The 19,683-nt window shown below is 46.4% G+C and carries 14 protein-coding genes and 1 tRNA gene; 6 read left to right on the forward strand and 9 right to left on the reverse strand.

The genetic code is table 11. The annotated features are described in order from the left end of the window. Positions 1–39 precede the first annotated feature (39 nt). The 4 genes from IC612_RS05305 to IC612_RS05320 all read right to left on the reverse strand — a co-directional run bounded on the left by IC612_RS05305 (position 40) and on the right by IC612_RS05320 (position 4,970). On the reverse strand, positions 40–1,374 hold the full coding sequence (locus IC612_RS05305) for a trigger factor (protein WP_194739140.1): 1,335 nt from the start codon (positions 1,372–1,374) through the stop codon (positions 40–42). 143 nt (positions 1,375–1,517) lie between these two features. Beyond that, positions 1,518–2,072 carry a hypothetical protein gene (locus IC612_RS05310; protein ID WP_194739141.1) on the reverse strand — a complete coding sequence of 185 codons (555 nt, stop codon included), beginning with the start codon at positions 2,070–2,072 and terminating at the stop codon, positions 1,518–1,520. 34 nt (positions 2,073–2,106) lie between these two features. Further along, a complete protein-coding gene (locus IC612_RS05315; protein WP_194739142.1) occupies positions 2,107–4,485 on the reverse strand; it encodes a TonB-dependent receptor in 2,379 nt (792 codons plus the stop codon). Positions 4,486–4,622: 137 nt separating this feature from the next. Beyond that, positions 4,623–4,970, reverse strand: a complete 348-nt coding sequence (locus tag IC612_RS05320; protein WP_194739143.1) for a hypothetical protein — start codon at positions 4,968–4,970, stop codon at positions 4,623–4,625. A 100-nt stretch (positions 4,971–5,070) separates the two neighbouring features. On the opposite strand from IC612_RS05320, the gene pfkA reads away from it, so the two are divergent. From pfkA to recA, 4 genes are all read left to right on the forward strand, one after another. Then, complete coding sequence (pfkA, locus tag IC612_RS05325; RefSeq protein ID WP_194739144.1) at positions 5,071–6,060, forward strand: 6-phosphofructokinase; 990 nt, start codon at positions 5,071–5,073, stop codon at positions 6,058–6,060. Positions 6,061–6,086: 26 nt separating this feature from the next. After that, on the forward strand, positions 6,087–7,091 hold the full coding sequence (gap, locus tag IC612_RS05330) for a type I glyceraldehyde-3-phosphate dehydrogenase (RefSeq protein WP_194739145.1): 1,005 nt from the start codon (positions 6,087–6,089) through the stop codon (positions 7,089–7,091). 129 nt (positions 7,092–7,220) lie between these two features. Continuing rightward, the gene (locus IC612_RS05335; protein ID WP_194739146.1) at positions 7,221–8,456 is read left to right on the forward strand and encodes an oxygenase MpaB family protein; all 1,236 of its coding nucleotides are present in this window, start codon (positions 7,221–7,223) and stop codon (positions 8,454–8,456) included. A 103-nt stretch (positions 8,457–8,559) separates the two neighbouring features. Beyond that, a complete protein-coding gene (gene recA / locus IC612_RS05340) occupies positions 8,560–9,567 on the forward strand; it encodes a recombinase RecA (protein WP_194739147.1) in 1,008 nt (335 codons plus the stop codon). A gap of 112 nt (positions 9,568–9,679) precedes the next feature. Here the strand turns inward: recA and IC612_RS05345 are convergent, their stop codons facing one another. Then, positions 9,680–10,654 carry a deoxyhypusine synthase family protein gene (locus IC612_RS05345; RefSeq protein ID WP_194739148.1) on the reverse strand — a complete coding sequence of 325 codons (975 nt, stop codon included), beginning with the start codon at positions 10,652–10,654 and terminating at the stop codon, positions 9,680–9,682. A 68-nt stretch (positions 10,655–10,722) separates the two neighbouring features. Continuing rightward, positions 10,723–12,183 carry an alternative ribosome rescue aminoacyl-tRNA hydrolase ArfB gene (gene arfB / locus IC612_RS05350; protein WP_194739149.1) on the reverse strand — a complete coding sequence of 487 codons (1,461 nt, stop codon included), beginning with the start codon at positions 12,181–12,183 and terminating at the stop codon, positions 10,723–10,725. 95 nt (positions 12,184–12,278) lie between these two features. On the opposite strand from arfB, the gene IC612_RS05355 reads away from it, so the two are divergent. After that, positions 12,279–12,349: transfer RNA gene (locus IC612_RS05355), tRNA-Gln, on the forward strand. Between the two features lie 153 nt (positions 12,350–12,502). On the opposite strand, the gene argS is transcribed toward IC612_RS05355, so the two are convergent. From argS to IC612_RS05370, 3 genes are all read right to left on the reverse strand, one after another. After that, a complete protein-coding gene (gene argS, locus IC612_RS05360; RefSeq protein WP_194739150.1) occupies positions 12,503–14,266 on the reverse strand; it encodes an arginine--tRNA ligase in 1,764 nt (587 codons plus the stop codon). Positions 14,267–14,345: 79 nt separating this feature from the next. Then, complete coding sequence (locus IC612_RS05365; RefSeq protein WP_194739151.1) at positions 14,346–15,929, reverse strand: SusD/RagB family nutrient-binding outer membrane lipoprotein; 1,584 nt, start codon at positions 15,927–15,929, stop codon at positions 14,346–14,348. Between the two features lie 8 nt (positions 15,930–15,937). Next, positions 15,938–18,859, reverse strand: coding sequence for a SusC/RagA family TonB-linked outer membrane protein (locus IC612_RS05370; RefSeq protein ID WP_194739152.1), 2,922 nt, complete (start codon positions 18,857–18,859; stop codon positions 15,938–15,940). A 132-nt stretch (positions 18,860–18,991) separates the two neighbouring features. Here IC612_RS05370 and IC612_RS05375 point away from each other — a divergent pair, with 132 nt between their 5' ends. Next, positions 18,992–19,624 carry a ribonuclease HII gene (locus IC612_RS05375; protein ID WP_194739153.1) on the forward strand — a complete coding sequence of 211 codons (633 nt, stop codon included), beginning with the start codon at positions 18,992–18,994 and terminating at the stop codon, positions 19,622–19,624. The last annotated feature ends 59 nt before the right edge of the window (positions 19,625–19,683 follow it).

The raw sequence follows: 19,683 nt of genomic DNA on the forward strand, positions 1-19,683 counted from the left end.
AAAACTCCTGCCGCACTTAACTATTAGTTACCTAGCTAATTATTTCTTTAGTTCTTCCTGGAACTCGTCGTGGGATATAGATTTCTCTACTTTCTTGGACTTCTCTAGGATCAAGTCTTTAATCTTTGCCATAGCTACTTCTGAGGAAATCTGACGTACCTGCTCTTGGTCTTTCAGCATTTCTACGGAGTACTTCTGGATCTCTTCATCCGGCAAGTGGTGGATCCCGTACATAGCCAGTTGGTTTCGTACCATTTGCTCGCTCTGGGCAAGTACATCGGCGTAATCGATCTGAATGTCGTTCTCGGAGATGAGTTTTCCTTCAATGATCTGCGCTTTGACCTGGGTCTTTTCATTTTCAAGGATTTCCTTAGCCTGCTCCTCAGAGCGGATATTCTCATTGGAGAACATAAGCCACTTCACAAGGAACGCTTCGGGAAGTGTTACTTCCTGCTTCTCGTTGATTTGCTCGAGTACTTTGTTTACAAAATGTACATCGGCATTCTGTTGGAAGTATTCATCAAGCTCTGATTTTACTTTCTCTCTAAGCTCTTCTTCACTCTTAATCGTTCCCTCTCCGTATACTTTATCGAATAACTCTTGGTTAAGCTCGTGGTTGGTAAGGGAGTAGATATCCAGAACTTTAAGCTCCAGCTCCTCGTGGTGGAGTTCCTCCACTTGGTTCTCGGTATACCCCAGTTGCTTGGCCAGTTCCTTGTCTTCAGAAAGTTGCGCCTTGGTTACTTTTACCGACTCGTCTTTCTTTAGTTTCTTTACAAGCTCAAAAGCCTCCTTAGTCTCAGCGCTTACTACCGCCGTCTTAGGCTGGTGGTTGTGCTCTCCCTCGGCATCTTCTTCTACGACCTGGCTAACGCTTAAAGTCACAAAAGAATCCTTTCCGATTTTATCCTGAGATTCTCTGGAAGCAAAACGCTTCTGCATGTTCTCGATGCTTTGGTTGATTTCCTTCTCGGAAGCCTCCACCTTGTAGTGCGGCGCTTCGTAGGAAGTAAGGTCGATGTTGAAATTAGGCTCGTATCCTACTTCAAAAGATACTGAGATTTGCTCGGCCTTGAAGTCAAACTCATCTACCGGTACCGGCACGGGCTGTCCTACCAGTTTTAATTTATTGTCCGTTACGTACTGATTAAGAGCCTCAGAAACCACTTTGTTGATTTCTTCAAAAGATACAGGCGCCTCGTACTGTCTCTTTACCATACCCATAGGCACTTTTCCTTTTCTAAAGCCTGGCACCTGGGCATTTTTGGCATAGTGGTGAAGCTGCTTCTCCACTTTGTCTTTATAATCAGCTCTGTCGACTGTAACTGTAAGTAATGCACTTACCTCATCATGATTTTGTGCTGTAACGTTCATTATATTATTGAATTATAGAATTTTAATTTCGGTTCGCAAAAATAGGAATTTTTATTAAAACTCCACCCATTCCGCCCAAAGTATTACCCATAAAAAATTCCAGCCCTCGGGGCTGGAATTCAGTACACTAGATTAAAGGCGTACTAGTCGATACGTACCTGCATGTTCACGTCGGCCTCACCTCCTACTGCTTTACCTTGCTGGTTGGAAGCAGATGGAAAATTCATATCCACCGAAGAAGACCCGTGGAAGAGCTTAAGGCTTACCAGTGCACTGGACGGTGCGGAGTTCACCTTCCACAGGGTATGCACCCCCAGACGGTTACCGTCGGTGCGCGCAATATCCTCTGCACTGCGCTCCACCTCTACGCCAATACCCGCAAACTCATAGGTAATGAAGTGCTCGTCCTTCTCTTCGATGATCTCCTCCAGCATGGAATCCAAATCCCCATCGTGGCGGTGCATGAAATCCACAGCTACCCTGTAGCTTGCCCCAGAGCGAAGTACCAGGCGCTTGTCGGCATTTCCTCCCACGTACTGCACGGTTTGGATATTTGCGGGATTCTCTGTATCGGTTAGCGTGAGTGTAACCATCTCGATTTCCTCATGCTCGTGAATGTCCGCTGGAATGGAGGCGTCGCGACACGAAAGGGTTAAAAACAAAAGGGATAGAATAGTAAAAATAGTATGTAGTTTCATAATTGTATAAATTAATGGTTGATAGAATGTTTAATTAAAATTGGTAGTGCACCGTAAAAATAAAATTGCGGCCCTGCTCGGGGGAAAAATACCTTAGGCGGCTAAGGTACTGACGGTACTCGGTATTAAGTAGGTTTTCTACATGCAGCGAAAGTCCAAGGGACCGATTTACCTGAAACTGCGCCATAGCGCCCAGCAGACTGTACCCTTTGGGCGGTGTGCTGATATCCAGAGTACGGGTTACAAGCTCGCCGTCCTCTATCAGATCCAGCTCCACATTACGCACCGGGTAGCGCTTTTGGGTAAACTCTATGCGGTGGTTTAAACGAAGTGTAAGGCGCGAACTTCCCGGTTTCTTCCATTCAAGGCCTCCCGTAAGGCGCGCAGGGGCCATTAGGATAAGTGGCTCGCTCGAACCTACATCGTCGCCTCTTAGAAGCGATAGGTTTCCCTCATAGGATAGTCCCGGTACAATTCCAAGCCGCCAGTCGGCATCCAGTCCCAGCATGCGGGCATGGATCTGCTCAAAATTCCATACCATAAATACTCCACGGTTGGAGCTCTGCACTCCGGAAGGCATTTGATGTATGAAACTGCCCGACTCCATCCAGTAGGGAGAGAGTTCAAATGAGAGTCCCTCGAGCAGAGGAAACTTTGTATCCAAAGAGAGCTGCGCGCGGTAGACTTCCTCTCTTTTTAGATCCAGCCTACCGATCTCGACGATAGCGGCCGAATGGTGCAGCCCGTCGGCAAAAAGCTCCGCTGCATTGGGAGCTCTCAAAGAGCGGCTTAACGTAAGGGTAGCCCCAAAACGCTCTTTGTTTCGGTACTCCATACTAAGGCTGGAAGAAAAGAGAGAATAATCTAGAATAGGACGCACCAAAATACGCGCACCGCTCTGCTGCACCTCAAAGTGCGCATACTGCCGCTGGAACCTCTGATCCCAGTCCCCAGTGTCGTAGTACTTATAACTGTCGTACCGCTGAAAATCGTAGCGAAGGGCCCCTTGGGCCTTCCACTGCTCCGAGAGCCGGAGCGTAGCTACGGCAAAAGCGCCCAGATCGTAGCGGTAGTAGTCGGGAATAATGCGGCGGGCCCGGGTCTCTGGGTTTGGAAAATTATCCTGCAGACCCCCACTTACCCCGGATTCCAGTTCAAAGCCCTCCCGCTCTAAAAGATGCGAGAGTTTCAGATTCTGGGAAATCAGGCGCAGATCCATACTGGCCACTCCCTCAAGCTCCCCTCTGCGCTGGTCGTACTCCTTTCGGCGGTTGTGCTGCAAATTGTAGGAAAGGGAAAATTTACCCACCCGGGAGAACCTGCGGTAGGCTTCTACGCGCAGTATTTGGTGGAGCACACTTTGGTAGGGCGCCGATATCTCATGGGAGAAATTATCCACATAAAGAGGCTCTCCAAGCGCTATGGCGCGGTAGAAATCCTCCGGACCTCCCAGATGTGCTCCGCGGTAGATTCCAAAATCCTGCGCCATGGAGCTGGCCGATATTTCGAGCCCCGAGGTGAGCGTCTTTCTGCCGCCACCTACGCTAAAGAAATGCTCACGTAACCCGGTATTGTCCAGAGTATGGGACGGGATTGCTACGTCTCCGAGTTTCTTGTAGCTTCCCTGCGCCCGCAAAAAACTGCCCGAGGAAAAACTCTGGGCAAACTTTACCTCTGCCTTACCGCCCCTTCCACTGGAAATACCCGAAAGACGGGCCATTCCCATCAGGGTATCTTTCCTGGGGAATTCTGGGGAATGAAGCACTACGGCGCCACCCACAAGATCGCCTCCGTATTTTAGGGCCGCGGCACCTTTCACTACTTCTACCCGGTCGAATTCCCCTGGCTCGATACTCGGGGCATGCTCTATGCCCCACTCCTGCTCCGCCATACGCACCCCGTCACTAAAGATACCAATGCGACTACCGTAGAGTCCGGAAATCACCGGCTTGGAAATTCGATTCCCCGTACTTAAGGTACTAAGCCCAGAGAGCTGGGAAAGCAGGTTGCCTAAATTCTCTGTAGCGCTTTGCTTGAGTTTCTCTAACCCAAGAACTTGCACTTTTAGAATCTCTTGCCTAGGCAGCTTAGCCTTTAGTTGTATCCCTTGGATCTCGGTAGCATGGTGCTCCAGATAAAGAGAGAGCTTAAGGCTTCCTCTAACCTCCAGGCTTTGCTCCAAAGGATCGCAGCTGGGATGTACTGCAGAAAGGGTGTAATTTCCCCGGGGCACACCACTAAGGACAAACCGTCCCTTGGAATCGGTAAGGGCCGTAAAATCCCCCAGACGGATCTGTGCCCCGGAAAGCGGCGCGTTATTGTGGAAATCTTCCACCGTGCCCTCCACCGTATAGGTCTGGGCGCTAAGGCCTACTCCCAGTACTAGGAGCAGAGCCAGATATAAGTGTTTCATCGTAAATATGCGTGAAAAAAGAATGGAACGGAAGGATCTCCTAACCGGCGCACGTAACATAAGCGCGAGGCAGAAATCCCTGAACTATTCCCCTTGAGCGCGTAGTGCGCCTTCCAGGAAAAAAGTAGACAAACGTATTAACCCTGAGGCGGGCCTCGTAGAAAATAAGCAGCAGGAAACGCTACCACAGTGGCGCGGGGAGAAAAGTAAGGAGCCTCAAAAGACGCTCCTGGCGTAGAGGCCAGCTCCCACACGCTTTGATTTGCAGGAAGGAGCTTTGTAGAGTGGAAATGGCACGCATCACAACCCGTAGCACTGTGCGTAGTTGCGCTAGGAGCCTGTTTTAGTTCCAGCTTCGTATTTTTCTTAAGCGCCAACCCGCTGTGGTGGTGGGAGTGTAAAAGCGGTGCAAACAGCACTACAAAACAGTACAGCCCCACCCAGAGGATGGAGAGTGTTTTGTGCGCGTTACTACTTTTCACCATTTCACAAAATTAACCAATTCTTAATTAATAATATGCGATTTATCAGCCTATATTCTGCACCAAATTTATTAAATTTGCTACTCACAAGAAATGAGCGTATATGACAAACAATTCAAGGGTAAAAAAGATAGGTGTACTGACCTCTGGCGGCGATGCTCCAGGAATGAATGCAGCGATTCGATCGGTAGTTAGAACTGCCATTTACCACGATTTGGAAGTAGTGGGAATCAGAGGAGGATACAACGGATTAATAGAAGGGCACTTCACGAAAATGGGTCCGCGCTCGGTAAGCAACATCATAAATCTTGGAGGTACGATATTAAAGTCGGCACGTTCCAGTGAGTTCCGCACTAAGGAAGGAAGAGCCAAAGCCTTCGAGCACTGCCAGGCGCAGGGAATCGATGCCTTGGTATGTATTGGAGGGGACGGAACCTTTACCGGTGCACAAATCTTCAGTGAAGAGCACGGAGTAAAAGTGATCGGCGTACCGGGAACCATAGACAACGATATTTTTGGAACCGACAATACCATAGGGTACGACACGGCACTCAATACGGCGATGGAAGCCATCGACAAGATCCGTGATACGGCCACTTCGCACTCTCGGATTTTCTTTATCGAGGTGATGGGCCGCGATGCAGGCTTCATTGCCCTGAACAGCGGTATTGCCACGGGAGCCATCGATATCCTTATCCCGGAACATAACGACAGTATGGAGGAGCTTTTCACTACCTTTAGAAAGGCGCAGAAACGTGGAAAGAACTCGAGCATCGTGGTAGTGGCTGAGGGAGAAACCCTGGCCTCCACGTACGAACTGGCCAAGAAGACCAAAGTGGAGTTCCCAGAAGCCGACATACGGGTAACCATACTGGGACATATCCAACGCGGCGGAGCCCCTTCGTGCGCCGACAGGGTACTGGCCTCCCGACTAGGTTTTGGCGCAGTGACAGGACTGATGAAAGGCCTTACCAATGTAATGGCAGGTATTCGCAGTAACCAGCTGGTCTACACCCCTATTGAGGATGCCATCAGCAAGAACAACGAAATTAACCAGGATCTTCTGCAGATATCAGAGATCCTAGCACTATAATTAATATCTTAAAAAATTAAAGTATTATGTCAACAATTAAAGTAGGTATCAACGGGTTCGGAAGAATCGGAGGTCTGGTGTTCAACGCAATGCTGGAGAGAGACAACATCGAAATCGTTGGTATTAACGATTTGATCAACGCCGAGTACATGGCGTATATGATGAAATACGACTCCGTACACGGACGTTTCCAAGGGGATATCCGCATCGAAGGAAACGACCTAGTTGTAAACGGAAAGAAAATCCGCATCACCTCGGAGAGAGATCCCAACAACCTTAAATGGAACGAAGTAGGAGCAGACTACGTAGTGGAATCCACTGGTCTTTTCCTTTCCAAAGATACTGCCCAGGCGCACCTTAATGCCGGAGCAAAGAAAGTAGTTCTTTCTGCTCCTTCCAAGGACGATACGCCAATGTATGTAATGGGAGTGAACCACAAGGAACTTACTTCCGACGTGCACATCTTCTCCAATGCTTCTTGTACTACTAACTGTCTGGCACCTCTTGCAAAAGTAGTGCACGATAACTTCGGAATCGTAGAGGGTCTTATGACTACCGTACACGCTACTACTGCCACACAGAGAACCGTGGACGGCCCGTCCATGAAAGACTGGAGAGGAGGACGCTCTGCACTTCTAAACATCATCCCTTCTTCTACGGGTGCTGCTAAGGCCGTAGGAAAAGTAATTCCGTCCCTGAACGGAAAACTTACCGGTATGTCTTTTAGAGTACCTACAGCAGACGTCTCTGTAGTGGACCTTACCGTACGTCTAGAAAAAGAAACTTCCTACGATGAGATTGCTGCTGCAATGAAGGCCGCTTCCGAAGGAGAACTCAAAGGAATTCTGGGATACACCGAAGATGCAGTAGTATCACAGGACTTTATCGGAGACAAGAGAACTTCCATCTTCGACAAAGATGCAGGCATCATGCTATCTCCTACGTTTGTAAAACTGGTATCCTGGTACGACAACGAGACCGGATACTCCAACAAACTAACCGATCTGCTAGTACACTCTGCTTCCCTATAACAGGAAGTTTGTACACATACCAGAGTAGGCCTTCGCATCCGCGCAAGGCCTACTTTGTTTTTAACCTTATTTAACTACCCTTCGGCCTGGTACTTGCTGCCCATAGCCTAAAAAAATAACAGACGTTTTATGACCGGCGCGCCTTTACTAGATACCACATCCGTTCCCTCCCCACCCTATCTGGATGCTCCGCACGTTAGGTATTTCTGGGAAAAGGGTATGGGAAAAGACCTCACCACTTGGACCGGAGCCTCACTCAGTGAAAAAGACTTCCCACGCTTCTACCCTCTGTACCACAGTTTTGATGGCCTCTCCGATACGGCAGTGCTAGACACCTACCTTTCTCTGCCCTACCCCGAGGCGAGTGTATTGATTCAGCGGTTTTTAAAAGGAGAAAAACCGTTAGAGAACACTAAGGTGCCACAATCCCTTCCTTTACTTGTGGCCTCCATGCATAGGCCTGAGTGGTTTGACAGCACACTGGCCTCCCACGGAGCATCCCTGTGTATGCGGGCAGGAACCAATGCACTAATGATTCTTCGGGATTTCACGCTTATGGGAGGCTACGACTTTGCGTATCTGAATAAGCCCCTAATCTATACCGGTGCCTTAAAAAAGGGCGCAGTAAAACGACTTAAAGACACGCTGGAGTTTTGGGTGGCAGTTACTCGAGAAAATGCCCTGGAGCCTGGTTCTGAGGCAATGCAGCTCATACTGCGCACCCGGATGATGCATTCCTACGCACGACTCAAGATTAAAGAGCACGCCAAAGACTGGGATTTCGTACGCTGGGGCGAGCCCATCAACACATGGGATATGGTAGCTACCTATACCGGTTTCTCCCTTATTTTCATGCTGGGACTAAAGAAAATGGGAATGCACATTACCGCAAAGGAAGAAAAGGGCCTGTTCCATCTCTGGAAATACGTAGGGTACCTTCTAGGAATTCCCCACGAAGTACTACCTTCTTCAGCCAAGCAGGCCACCGAGTGGTTTTATCTCTGGACCCTTATGCAGGCCCCTGGAGATGCGCATTCCAAGGAACTGGCCCAGGCACTCTTAGAGGAAAATCTACAGAGTACCATTTACCCCTTCCTCTGGCAAAGAAAGGCTATGCGCACACTGCACCAAAGCATGAGCAGCTATCTGCTGGATCCTCCTACGCTACAGCGCCTGGGAATAGCTACCGAAGGTTCCCATCATCTTTTCCCAAAATTTGTTACAAAAATTAACTACGGCCTTAAACGATTCTATCCTGTCGGTGAGCCCAAGCGCTATGAGGCCATGAAGAAAAAAGGACACCAGCAGCAGCTCAAAGTCCTTTCCGACTATATTAAGCACACACCTAAGGATTTTAGATACTAAGTATTTTACGTACAAACACTTAAATCGATTATGTTATAAAATAGAACAATAAAGCACTTTTACGACCCATATAAAAATCGTATTTTTGCGTAAATAACACTAAATGAGTACAGCAGAAGACAAGAAGAAAGCACTGGCACTGGTGCTTGAAAAATTAGATAAAACCTACGGAAAAGGTACCGTAATGACTCTGGGCGACGCCTCCGTGGACGATTCGGTGGAAGTGATTCCTTCCGGATCGCTGGGCCTTGACATCGCTCTGGGCGTAGGGGGATACCCTAAAGGCCGGATCATAGAGATCTACGGACCGGAATCCTCTGGTAAGACGACCCTTACCTTACATGCCATAGCGCAGGCGCAAAAACAAGGGGGTATCGCGGCGTTCATAGATGCCGAGCATGCCTTCGACCGCCACTACGCCTCCAAACTGGGAATCAACCTAGACGATCTAATTATCTCTCAACCCGACAACGGAGAGCAGGCACTGGAAATTGCCGATAATCTGATCCGCTCCGGAGCAGTGGATATCGTTGTCATTGACTCCGTGGCAGCCCTTACTCCTAAAGCCGAGATTGAGGGGGAAATGGGAGATTCCAAGATGGGTCTTCACGCAAGATTGATGTCGCAGGCCCTTAGAAAACTTACCGCGACGATCTCCCGGACCAAGTGTACGGTAATTTTCATCAATCAGCTAAGAGAAAAGATTGGCGTGATGTTCGGAAATCCAGAGACCACTACCGGAGGGAATGCCCTTAAATTCTACGCCTCCGTTCGTATCGATATCCGTAAGGCCAGTGCTCCGATAAAGAACGGTGATGAGGCCGTAGGGAGCCGAGTGAAGGTAAAAATCGTAAAGAATAAAGTAGCTCCACCGTTCAAGCAAGCAGAATTTGACATCATGTACGGGGAAGGAATTTCCAAGACCGGTGAGGTACTCGACGCTGCCGTAGAACATGGTATTGTTAAAAAGAGCGGCTCATGGTTTAGTTACCAGGACACGAAACTTGGCCAAGGACGTGATGCAGTCAAGGATGTGCTTCGCGACAATCCAGAACTTGCCGAAGAACTTGAAGGACTGGTCAAGGAAGAAATACTGAATAAAAACAAATAACTTTTAATTACAATATAAAAAAAGGCGGGAGTATTTCCCGCCTTTGTCGTGCGCAAAAAAGCCCCAAGCGGTTACGCTTGGGACTCAGCAGTACAAATTTATACGATCTATTTTAGGAGTTCTCCAGAATATATTGAAACATCAGCGGCGCACATATTGTGGCGTCACTCTCCACAATATATTTAGGCGTGTGGATATCCAGTTTTCCCCAAGTGATCTTCTCATTAGGAACAGCCCCACTATACGAACCATAGGAGGTCGTGGAATCGGAAATCTGACAGAAATACGACCAGAACGGAATATCGTGCATCTCCATATCCTGATACAGCATTGGTACCACACATATCGGGAAGTCACCTGCGATCCCTCCTCCAATCTGGAAAAACCCTACACCTTTACCTCCAGAGTTCTTTGGATACCAATCCGCGAGGTACATCATGTACTCGATTCCTGATTTCATGGTAGAGGCTTTTAGCTCTCCTTTGATGCAGTAGCTGGTGAAGATGTTCCCCATAGTGGAATCCTCCCATCCCGGTACTACGATCGGAAGGTTCTTTTCGGCTGCGGCAAGCATCCAGGAGTTTTCCTTTGGTATCTCATAGTACTGTTCGAGCACTCCGGAAAGAAGCATTTTGTACATATACTCGTGTGGGAAATAGCGCTCGCCTTTGGCCTCAGCGTCCTTCCATATCTCCACAATATGTTTTTGCAGTCTTCGGAACGCTTCCTCCTCAGGAATACAGGTATCGGTTACGCGGTTTAGACCCTTCTCGAGTAAATCCCATTCTTCCTGTGGAGTAAGATCCCTGTAATTGGGAACTCTTTTATAGTGGGAATGTGCCACCAGGTTCATCAAATCCTCTTCCAGGTTAGCTCCGGTACAGGAAATGATATGCACTTTGTCCTGACGGATCATCTCTGCAAGTATTTTACCCAGTTCTGCAGTGGACATCGCTCCGGCCAGGGTGATCATCATCTTGCCCCCGTCCTTAAGGTGGGCTACATACCCTTTGGAAGCATCTACAAGTGCTGCAGAATTAAAGTGCAGATAGTATTTTTCTAAAAAATCGGTAATGGTATAACTCATCTCGTGTCTAGATTTAAAGGCAAAGATAACATATTCTCTTCAAGAAATAAAAGCCCACACAGGCTCGCCTACTCATAACGTCGACCCCGCTCCGACTTCTTCTCCGAATGCCTTTTTTTCTGCTCCAGGCGGCGCAGCTTTGATCCATAGGAAGGGGCGGTAGCTTTACGTTGCTTCTTTTCGGTTAGTGCCCCACCCACCAGCGCCAGCAGCTTTTCCTGTGCTACCATCTTATTGCGTAGCTGCGAGCGGGCCTCGCTCGAGGCTACAGAGAGCGTTCCGCTAGACCCTATCCGGTTTTTTAGTCGCAGTAAAATCTTTTGTTTCTGTTCCGGAGTAAAGAACGAACTTTTCTCTACGTCCCAAAGCGCTTCCACCCGGGTCTCGACCTTATTTACGTTCTGTCCTCCAGCGCCGCTGCTGCGTGAGGTGCGAAAATAAATCTCACTGGAAAAATCCTCGTTACTTTTCACCTTCTCGCTTTTGGTGGAAACACTCTGATTCTCTAGCCAGCGGGCAAGCTCCATTCTGTTCATTTTACCATTAGGCGTCAGGGGAAGACACTCTGTAAAAAAAACCTCCTTGGGCCTTAAATAACGCTGAGAGAAAGGTAGTTCTAATATTTGGGAGCGCACGGCGGGCTCCTCCTTCCCCTGCACGACAACAACTAACTTTTGACCTAGCAAAGGATCGGGAAGGGCGGACACTGCAAGCTCTCTCTCCGTATGCTCCTTTATAAAAGACTCCAATTCTTCAGGATGGATTTTTACGCCACCTGAATTGATCACGTGGTCCAAGCGTCCAAGAAAACGAAATTTTCCTTCCGAAATAATCTCTACGCGGTCGGTAGTATACAGAGTAGAGGAAGTTAGTTCCGGCGCATCAATGGTAAGGGCGCCTTCGTGGCTAGTACTTATTGTAATTCCCTCAAGAAGTGTAAAGTACTCCTGTTTTTTTGGATAGAGCATCTTAAGGGCAATATGGGAGAGGGTTTCGGACATTCCAAACGATTCGTAGATACGCACCTCTTCTTTACAGCCAGAAAGTGCATGCTGTATCTTGCCCTGCAACATAGTGGACACCCCAGCCCCTCCAATGAGGATATTAGAAACCTTCCACAGATCGGCTAATGAATGCTCCGCCTGGAGTGGCGTAAGAGCGCAAAAATCCACGCGGTGGTTAAGGGCACGCAAGGGCGTAAGTGAAGGGGTAGTAGCGAACAGTGTCAATCCACGCTCTAGGGCGCGCACCACCATCATCTTGCCCGAAATGTATTCAATCGGTAAACAAATAAGTGCAGAGTCGCCCTCTTCTAAACCCAAGAAATCGCAGGTACGCTTGGCTGATTTAAGCATGCGTATCTTTTCTACGGAGAGGGTTTTTGCTGCTCCGGTAGATCCTGAAGTACGGACTGCAACCTCTTTGGAATCCGAATCCCACTCCTTAAGGAAAAAATCAATTTTTTCCTTGAATTCCTTTTCGTTGTCTAAATATTTAATTTTTAAGCCCTTACTTTCCATCATCCTCATAGCAGCTTTTTTTGATGATTTAAAATTAATTTTTTTTAGACAATTTGCCTTGGATTTAAAGAAATTATTTTTAAATTTGCACCACTTAAATGGACAGACCCATGGTGTAGCGGTAACACTACTGATTTTGGTTCAGTCATCTGGGGTTCGAATCCCTGTGGGTCTACTACCACACTTTTCCAAGTGTACTTTTAAGATACTAACAGCTATTTGTTTTTCAAATGGCTGTTTTTTTTTGCAATTGATCATAGGGGTTTTAAACTAAACGCCCCCAACCTTGCAAAGAGGTTGAGGGCGCTTAATTGTTTCTATAAGACGATTACATGCGGTCCACGGTACCAATTCCTAATAATCCAAGTGATTTTTTAATTACTAGAGCACTAAGTGCGGAAAGGTAGAGACGGAACTGTTTGGTATCCTCTTGGTCCTGCTTTAGTATAGGATTGTTCTGGTAGAACGAATTGTAGCTCTTCACAAGCTCATAGAGGTAATTGGCCACAAGTGCAGGAGAAAGGCTCTCAGCTGCACGTTCCACCACTTCCTTGTAGTTGGAAAGCTGCATGATCAGTTGCTTCTCAGAGGCGTTAAGCTCCACTGCAGGCACCTCTTCCAACACTTTATATTCTGCCTTGCTTAACAGCGATTGGATTCGTGCGTAGGTATACTGAATAAAAGGACCGGTATTTCCGTTGAAATCAATACTTTCCTTTGGATTAAAGAGCATTTTTTTACGCGGATCCACTTTAAGTAAATAGTACTTTAAAGCACCCATTCCTACTGTTTCGTACGAAGCAAGCTTCTCCTCATTGGATAGATTCTCCAATTTGCCTAGTTCCTGTGCCTTCTCCATAGCGGTAGAGAACATTTCTTCCATCAAATCATCGGCATCCACTACCGTACCTTCACGGGATTTCATCTTGCCCTCTGGGAGTTCTACCATCCCGTAGGAAAGGTGGTAGAGCTGATCTGCCCAGCCATAGCCCAGCTTCTTCAATATTTTAAAAAGTACCTGGAAATGATAGTCCTGTTCATTCCCCACTGTATAAATTAATTTCTCGATATCGTTCTCTTTGAAACGCTCTACCGCCGTTCCCAGATCCTGCGTCATATATACCGAGGTACCGTCGGAGCGTAGTAAAAGTTTATGGTCTAATCCTTCCTCGGTAAGGTCTACCCATACCGAACCGTCTTCTTTACGGTAAAATACGCCGGAATTAAGCCCCTGTTGTATCAGATCCTTCCCTAAAAGATACGTGTTGCTTTCGTACTGAACCTGATCGAAAGAAACTCCTAGTCTTTTATAGGTCTGTGCAAAACCCTCGTATACCCAGCCGTTCATCTTCTCCCACAATTCACGCACCTGGCTATCGCCTTTCTCCCAATCCAACAGCATAGCCTGCGCCTTCTTCATAATAGGAGCCTGCTTCTTGGCTTCTTCTTCGCTCATCCCTTCCGCTACCAGCTCTTTTACCTCCGCCTTATAGAGCGAGTCGAAATACACATAGTACTGGCCCACGAGCTTATCTCCCTTGAGCTGTGTGGATTCTGGCGTTTCGTTACCGTCTCGCTCCAGCCAAGCCACCATGGATTTACAGATATGTATCCCGCGGTCGTTAATGATCTGTGTTTTGGTTACCTCGTATCCAGCCTCTTTAAGAATCTGTGCAACGGAATAGCCTAAAAGATTATTTCGCACATGGCCTAGATGTAGCGGTTTATTGGTATTGGGGGAGGAATATTCCACCATTACCTTGCCTTTGGCTTTAACATTTGCCTCAAAGCTCTGTGCACTTAAGGAAAGATTATCTAGAAATGCACGGTTTTTAATTAAAAGATTCAAAAAACCCTTAACTACATTAAAACCTGCTACCAGATCAGAAGAAGCAGAAAGCGCTCCCCCAAGTTCCATAGCTACTACATCCGGACTTTTCTTTACAATCTTAACCAGTGGAAACGTAACCACCGTAAAGTCGCCTTCAAATTCGGTCTTGTTTTCTTGCACGTCCAGAACGATGTTCTGTACTTGGTAGAGGTTCTCAATGAGCGTGCTTATTTCCTTTTGAAGTGTATCCTTAATATTCATATCTACTAATAATTACGCAAAGATACCAAAATAAAAAGACCGCCCGAAGGCGGTCTTAAGGTATTTAACCTGGTACGAATTAGTTTTTATCCCAGATAAGTTTCGTATTCATCTTATCACCACCAATTGCAGTAGCAGCTGCATTGTAGTTATCCACATTCAGAGTCTGAATGATTGTTGGATAGTACAGTCTTGTTGGAAGGTCTGTAAGTCCATCGATAAGTGAAGTAAATACGTACGTACTTGACCCGTTAACCGGCACGTTCAACTGTCCAGTTTCACCTGGAAGAAGGAGGATACTGGTATTTGGATATCCAGTTCTTCTGTATTCCGCCCATGCTTCGTAAGGCTGCATAAATAATGCGATATACTTTTGAGTTAATACGTTTTCTTTGGTTGCTAGCGGAAGAGTCAAAAGATATGCAGTGATGTCTTCTGCAGGAACGTTCCATTTTTCCATGGAGGCTTTTACACCTGCTACATACTCAGCCTGGCTCCATCCTTTGGCTTCAGAGATCAAGAATTGCACTTCGGAGAACTCCATAAGAATTTCTGTATAATCTCTCTTATAAACTTCTTTACTGAAGAAATTAGCTTGACCACTTTGAGAAGTAGATAACGACTGGTCAAGACCGTACGGTTGTCCAACGTAATCCGCAGGGTCTTCAGAAATTTCATACGTTCCGTCAAGAATTGTTGCCTTCAGCGTACCAATTGGAGCCGCATATCTGAAAAGTCTTGGGTCCAAATCGAAGTTTCCAGTCTCACCCTTAAGTAGGTTGATGAATGTCTTGGATACTGAAAAGTCAGAACGGGTTCTGAAATCGTTGTACATTGGGGAAGGATTTACAAGGTTATTCTCGTAAGTTACTCCTACATTGTCCGCATTAGAACGCATTACACCGTCTGCAATGGCATCCGTAATATGCGCCTCAGCTCCTGGAACAACTCCTTTTACTCTTGTTGCCACTCTAAGTCTTAGAGAGTTCGCAAATCTTCTTAGTTTTTCTCCGTCGCCGAATAGAACGTCCCCTCCTGTGAATACTACTTCACCGGTTTCCACCTGCGCTGCAGCTTCTTCTAGTTCTTTAAGGATATCAGCGTAAATCTTCGCTTGTGGAGCAAATTTCGGTTTTACGTTTTCATCGATACTCAAAGCTTGAAAGTCTGGATCCTGTGTTCCGTACGACCAGTAAGGTACATCACCAAAGGTATCGGCAAGTTGCAAGAACACATAAGAAAGCATTACTCTAGAAGCCGCAATCTGGTTGGCGTTTGGACCGTACGCACTTGTAGGACCCGCCGTTTCCGGATCGGTGTTCATTTCAATGATCTTCTTGTAGTTGGCAGCAGCTGTGTAGAGGTTTCTCCAAAGTGCATCACCAGAAGTAAGCCTGTACTGGTATCTGTCTTCTTCAGTATAATTGGTCTGAGCCGAATACTGTACCCAAGGAAGTGTAACTCTACCAGACTCAAAGGAGTTTCTGGTTGCATCCGTTACAATCTTGTTCGCTGCGTTGAAAATACCGTAACTAAGCGGCGTCTGCGTCAAGTTCGGGTTATCGTTGATTTCGTCAAAATCCTGCGTACATCCTACGGCTGTGAAACCGATGATAACCGCCGCAGTTAATGATTTTGAGATATTTAAAATTCTATTTTTCATTGTCTTAATTAAAATTTAATGTTTACATTAACTCCATACTGTCTTGTGGAAGGAAGTGATCCCCCTTCTAGACCTTGGATGTTACCAGAACCGTATGATGTGTTTTCAGGATCCATTCCTTTCCAATCTAGGTTCCAAGCAAGTAGGTTTCTACCGAACGCAGAAATTCTGATTCCATCAACTGCATTTCCTACTAAAGACTTTGGAAGGTCATAGGATAATGTAATATCTCTTAATTTGATGTAGTCAGCATCGAATACGTTAAGCGCATCTACAGTGTTATAGTGCATTGCACCGTATCTCTGAGCAGAGATTACTGTGGTGTTCTGCGTACCGTCTGCTTTTACTCCTGGAAGAACGATACCTGCCTCTCTGTTTCCATTAAGAGTAGATTCTTCGATCATACCGGAATACATTCCCCACATATGGGAAGTAGAGAAGTACTTACCTCCTTTCTGCATATCAAATAGGAAAGATAGTCTCGCATTCTTGTAACGGAATGAGTTTCTAAGACCCATGTTGTAGTCAGGAAGTGTAGAACCAAGGTTTGTGATCGCAGAAGGAACGTATCCGTTTCCACTGTTGGAAACAATCTTGTTACCGTTGGCGTCGTACGTAAAGTCCGTACCGTAAATCTGACCGTATGGTTGACCTTCAATTGCAAGTAGACGTGCTCTAAACGGTGCGTTGGTTAGCTGAAGTGTTTTTGCATCCTCGTGAAGCTTCACTACCATGTTCTCGTTCTTAGCAAAGTTCCAGTTCATATCCCAGCTGAAATCCGTAGTTTTTACTGGTGTTAGGAACGCCATTGCTTCGATACCTTTGTTGGTCATCTGACCAGCGTTGATCATAAGGCTGGCATAACCAGTAGATGGATCTACTGCAAGTGGAAGGATACCGTCGGTAATGTCCACATGATAATACGTTACGTCAAATCCGAAACGGTTCTTAAAGAAATTCATCTCTAAACCGATCTCCTTAGTGTCCTTAAGTTCTGGACGAAGGTTCGGGTTGTTGAATCTTGTTTGTAGTGTGTAACGTGGATCTCCACCAAAGTTGGATGCTTGATCTACGTAGTTGCTTAATTGGTATGGTCCTGTATCGGAAGCTACATTCGCCCAACCTGCACGAAGTTTACCAAACGATAACCATGGAGCATTGATTAGGTTGGAGAATACTAGGGATCCTGTTACGGACGGATAGAACTGATCTTCAGATACGGTAGAGAACCAGTCGTTTCTTGCAGTTGCCTCAAGGAAGAATGTATCTCTGAATCCTAAGGAAGCGGATGCAAACATAGAGTTCACCCTTTTCCAGTATTCGAAATTATCTGCCTCAGCCGTTTCCACACTGTTGTTTAGGTTGTAGAAGTTAGGGATGATAAGTCCACCTACGGTAGTTCCAGTAAGGTCTTTGTACTTAGTCTCTCTTCTGTTCACCCCAGCAAACGTATTTAGTGTAAAATCGTCAGAGATTCTTGGATTCCAGTGCAAACGACCTTCGTAGTTAAATTCGGAGAAGTTTCTGTTAAATACAGTAAAGTCAGGTACTGACTGTGATCCTACCGCTACTCTACTTTCGTTATCCTGGGAATAGATATCCGCGTACACTTTACCTACTACGTATAAGTTGTCTGTAAGATCGTAGGTAAGACCTACGTTTCCGAAGAATCTATTTCTCTTATCCTGTGCGATGTTTTCATACACAGTCCAGTACGGGTTATCGGAATAAAGTGGAGTTGGATCATTCCACGCCGTTCTGTTCCAAGATCTTTGCTGACCATTAGCTAGCTTGTAGTCCTTCAATTTAGAGAAGTCTAGTTGTCTTTGACCCCACTGGAAGAATTTCTGTGCAACAGAGTTATCCCCGTACCCTTGTTCCGGACGGTTAAAACCATGCGTCTGTACAAAATTCATCACCGTTTCCACTTTCAACTTATCAGAAAGTTGCGAGTTGGCATTGATAGTGAAGTTGTGCTTCTTGATGCTGGAGTTAGGAAGGATACCAGAAATATCTGTATTGGTATAAGACACTCTCATATTAGAGTTGTCAAATGACTTGGATACGGAGATATTATTGGTAAGGGTGATACCTGTATCAAAGAACGAGTCCACATCGTGCTTAGGGGCAACCCATGGAATTTCTTTCAAATAATCCGAAGCGAACTCAGGATCGAATGCATTCCAAGGAAGGTACATAAGGTTCGGATCGTATTTAGGACCCCAAGACTCATCCATTCCGTAGTCTGCGATGTTGTAGGTACGACCGTTGATCGTTACCGTCTCAAAAGTGTCTGCAAGACCTCCACCATAAGAATCCTGGAGATCCGGCATGATGTAGATGCTTTCAAAAGAGATTCCCGTATTTAGCTCTACGCTGGTACGGCCTCTCTTAGCCTGCTTGGTAGTATAAATAATTACCCCGTTGCTCGCTCTAGACCCATAGAGAGCTGCTGCAGGACCTCCTTTAAGAACAGTTACGGACTCAATATCGTCCGGGTTGATGTCAAACGCTGGATCCCCGTAGTCTCTACCACCGGCGCCCCTTTGCGTGTTCACATCATTGATGTTGGTGTTATCGAGCGGAATACCGTCTACGATAATAAGCGGTCTGTTTTCACCCGTTAAAGAGCTAATCCCCCGCATTGTGATCCTGGTGGATCCACCCATAGAAGAAGGAGAAGTCACCTGGACCCCTGCCACATTACCGGAAAGCGCGCTTAAGGCATTGTTCTGGCCAGCTTCGGAGATGCTCTCTCCAGAGATTTCCTGAGCAGCGTATCCAATAGATTTCTTCTCTCTTTTAATACCGAGGGCCGTCACGACAACGCCTTCGATATCTTGGGTTCTAGTGGTGTCTACCTGCGCATTTACCAAAGCAAATGAGGAAGTAAGAACTACCGCTAAAACGCTTGTTGTTAGTTTCTTCATATCAAATTAAATTTTTTCAATAGACAAATTTGCAAAACTTTGTTAAACCCACCAAGTAATTCGTTAAAAATGTCTTAATATTTTTTATTTTTGTGACGGAAACAAACAATTGTTTAAATAAATAGTAATACCTTGAAATTAAAGCGAACGTTCTCTAAAGCCTTTATTGAAGCGGGTTGCGACGAAGCAGGCAGAGGCTGTTTGTCCGGTCCGGTAGTGGCCGCAGCGGTTGTTTTTCCTAAAGGCTTTTATGATAAGGAAATCAACGATTCTAAGAAATTATCGGAAAAAAACCGCAGAATCCTTGCAGAAAAAATCAAATCCAAAGCGCTTTGTTACGGTATTGCAGAGGTGGACGTAGAGACTATCGACTCCCATAATATATTAAACGCCAGCATTCACGCCATGCATATGGCATTGGAAAAACTATCACTCCAGCCGGAACTAATCCTAGTGGACGGGAACCGCTTTTCTCCCTACGCGTTTACTCCACACGAGTGCATTGTGGGTGGCGATGCCAAGTACCTCTCCATAGCGGCCGCCTCCATCCTTGCCAAAGACTATCGCGACTGTTTGATGGACAGACTCCACCAGCAGTATCCCCAGTATGGCTGGAAAAGCAACCGAGGTTACGCCACGCGCTCCCACCGTGAGGCGCTTATCCAGCACGGCCCCTGTATCCATCACAGAAAAAGCTTCCGACTGGACTATTCTGTTGAAAAGAACCTAACAAAGAGCCCAGTAGTACTCCCAGAGTTATATTGATCGGAACCCTAGAAAGACCTCTTGTAAGAAGTACAGTAAAAAAGGCCGCCGCAACTTCG

It is taken from the genome of Planobacterium oryzisoli (genome assembly GCF_015354315.1).
GTDB classification, from domain to species: domain Bacteria; phylum Bacteroidota; class Bacteroidia; order Flavobacteriales; family Weeksellaceae; genus Planobacterium_A; species Planobacterium_A oryzisoli.

Bases quoted from the DNA above. Each gene is read 5' to 3' on its own strand.
- IC612_RS05305 (WP_194739140.1), bottom strand. From the start codon at position 1,374: ATGAACGTTACAGCACAAAATCATGATGAGGTAAGTGCATTACTTACA.
- IC612_RS05310 (WP_194739141.1), bottom strand. From the start codon at position 2,072: ATGAAACTACATACTATTTTTACTATTCTATCCCTTTTGTTTTTAACC.
- IC612_RS05315 (WP_194739142.1), bottom strand. From the start codon at position 4,485: ATGAAACACTTATATCTGGCTCTGCTCCTAGTACTGGGAGTAGGCCTT.
- IC612_RS05320 (WP_194739143.1), bottom strand. From the start codon at position 4,970: ATGGTGAAAAGTAGTAACGCGCACAAAACACTCTCCATCCTCTGGGTG.
- pfkA (WP_194739144.1), top strand. From the start codon at position 5,071: ATGACAAACAATTCAAGGGTAAAAAAGATAGGTGTACTGACCTCTGGC.
- gap (WP_194739145.1), top strand. From the start codon at position 6,087: ATGTCAACAATTAAAGTAGGTATCAACGGGTTCGGAAGAATCGGAGGT.
- IC612_RS05335 (WP_194739146.1), top strand. From the start codon at position 7,221: ATGACCGGCGCGCCTTTACTAGATACCACATCCGTTCCCTCCCCACCC.
- recA (WP_194739147.1), top strand. From the start codon at position 8,560: ATGAGTACAGCAGAAGACAAGAAGAAAGCACTGGCACTGGTGCTTGAA.
- IC612_RS05345 (WP_194739148.1), bottom strand. From the start codon at position 10,654: ATGAGTTATACCATTACCGATTTTTTAGAAAAATACTATCTGCACTTT.
- arfB (WP_194739149.1), bottom strand. From the start codon at position 12,183: ATGAGGATGATGGAAAGTAAGGGCTTAAAAATTAAATATTTAGACAAC.
- argS (WP_194739150.1), bottom strand. From the start codon at position 14,266: ATGAATATTAAGGATACACTTCAAAAGGAAATAAGCACGCTCATTGAG.
- IC612_RS05365 (WP_194739151.1), bottom strand. From the start codon at position 15,929: ATGAAAAATAGAATTTTAAATATCTCAAAATCATTAACTGCGGCGGTT.
- IC612_RS05370 (WP_194739152.1), bottom strand. From the start codon at position 18,859: ATGAAGAAACTAACAACAAGCGTTTTAGCGGTAGTTCTTACTTCCTCA.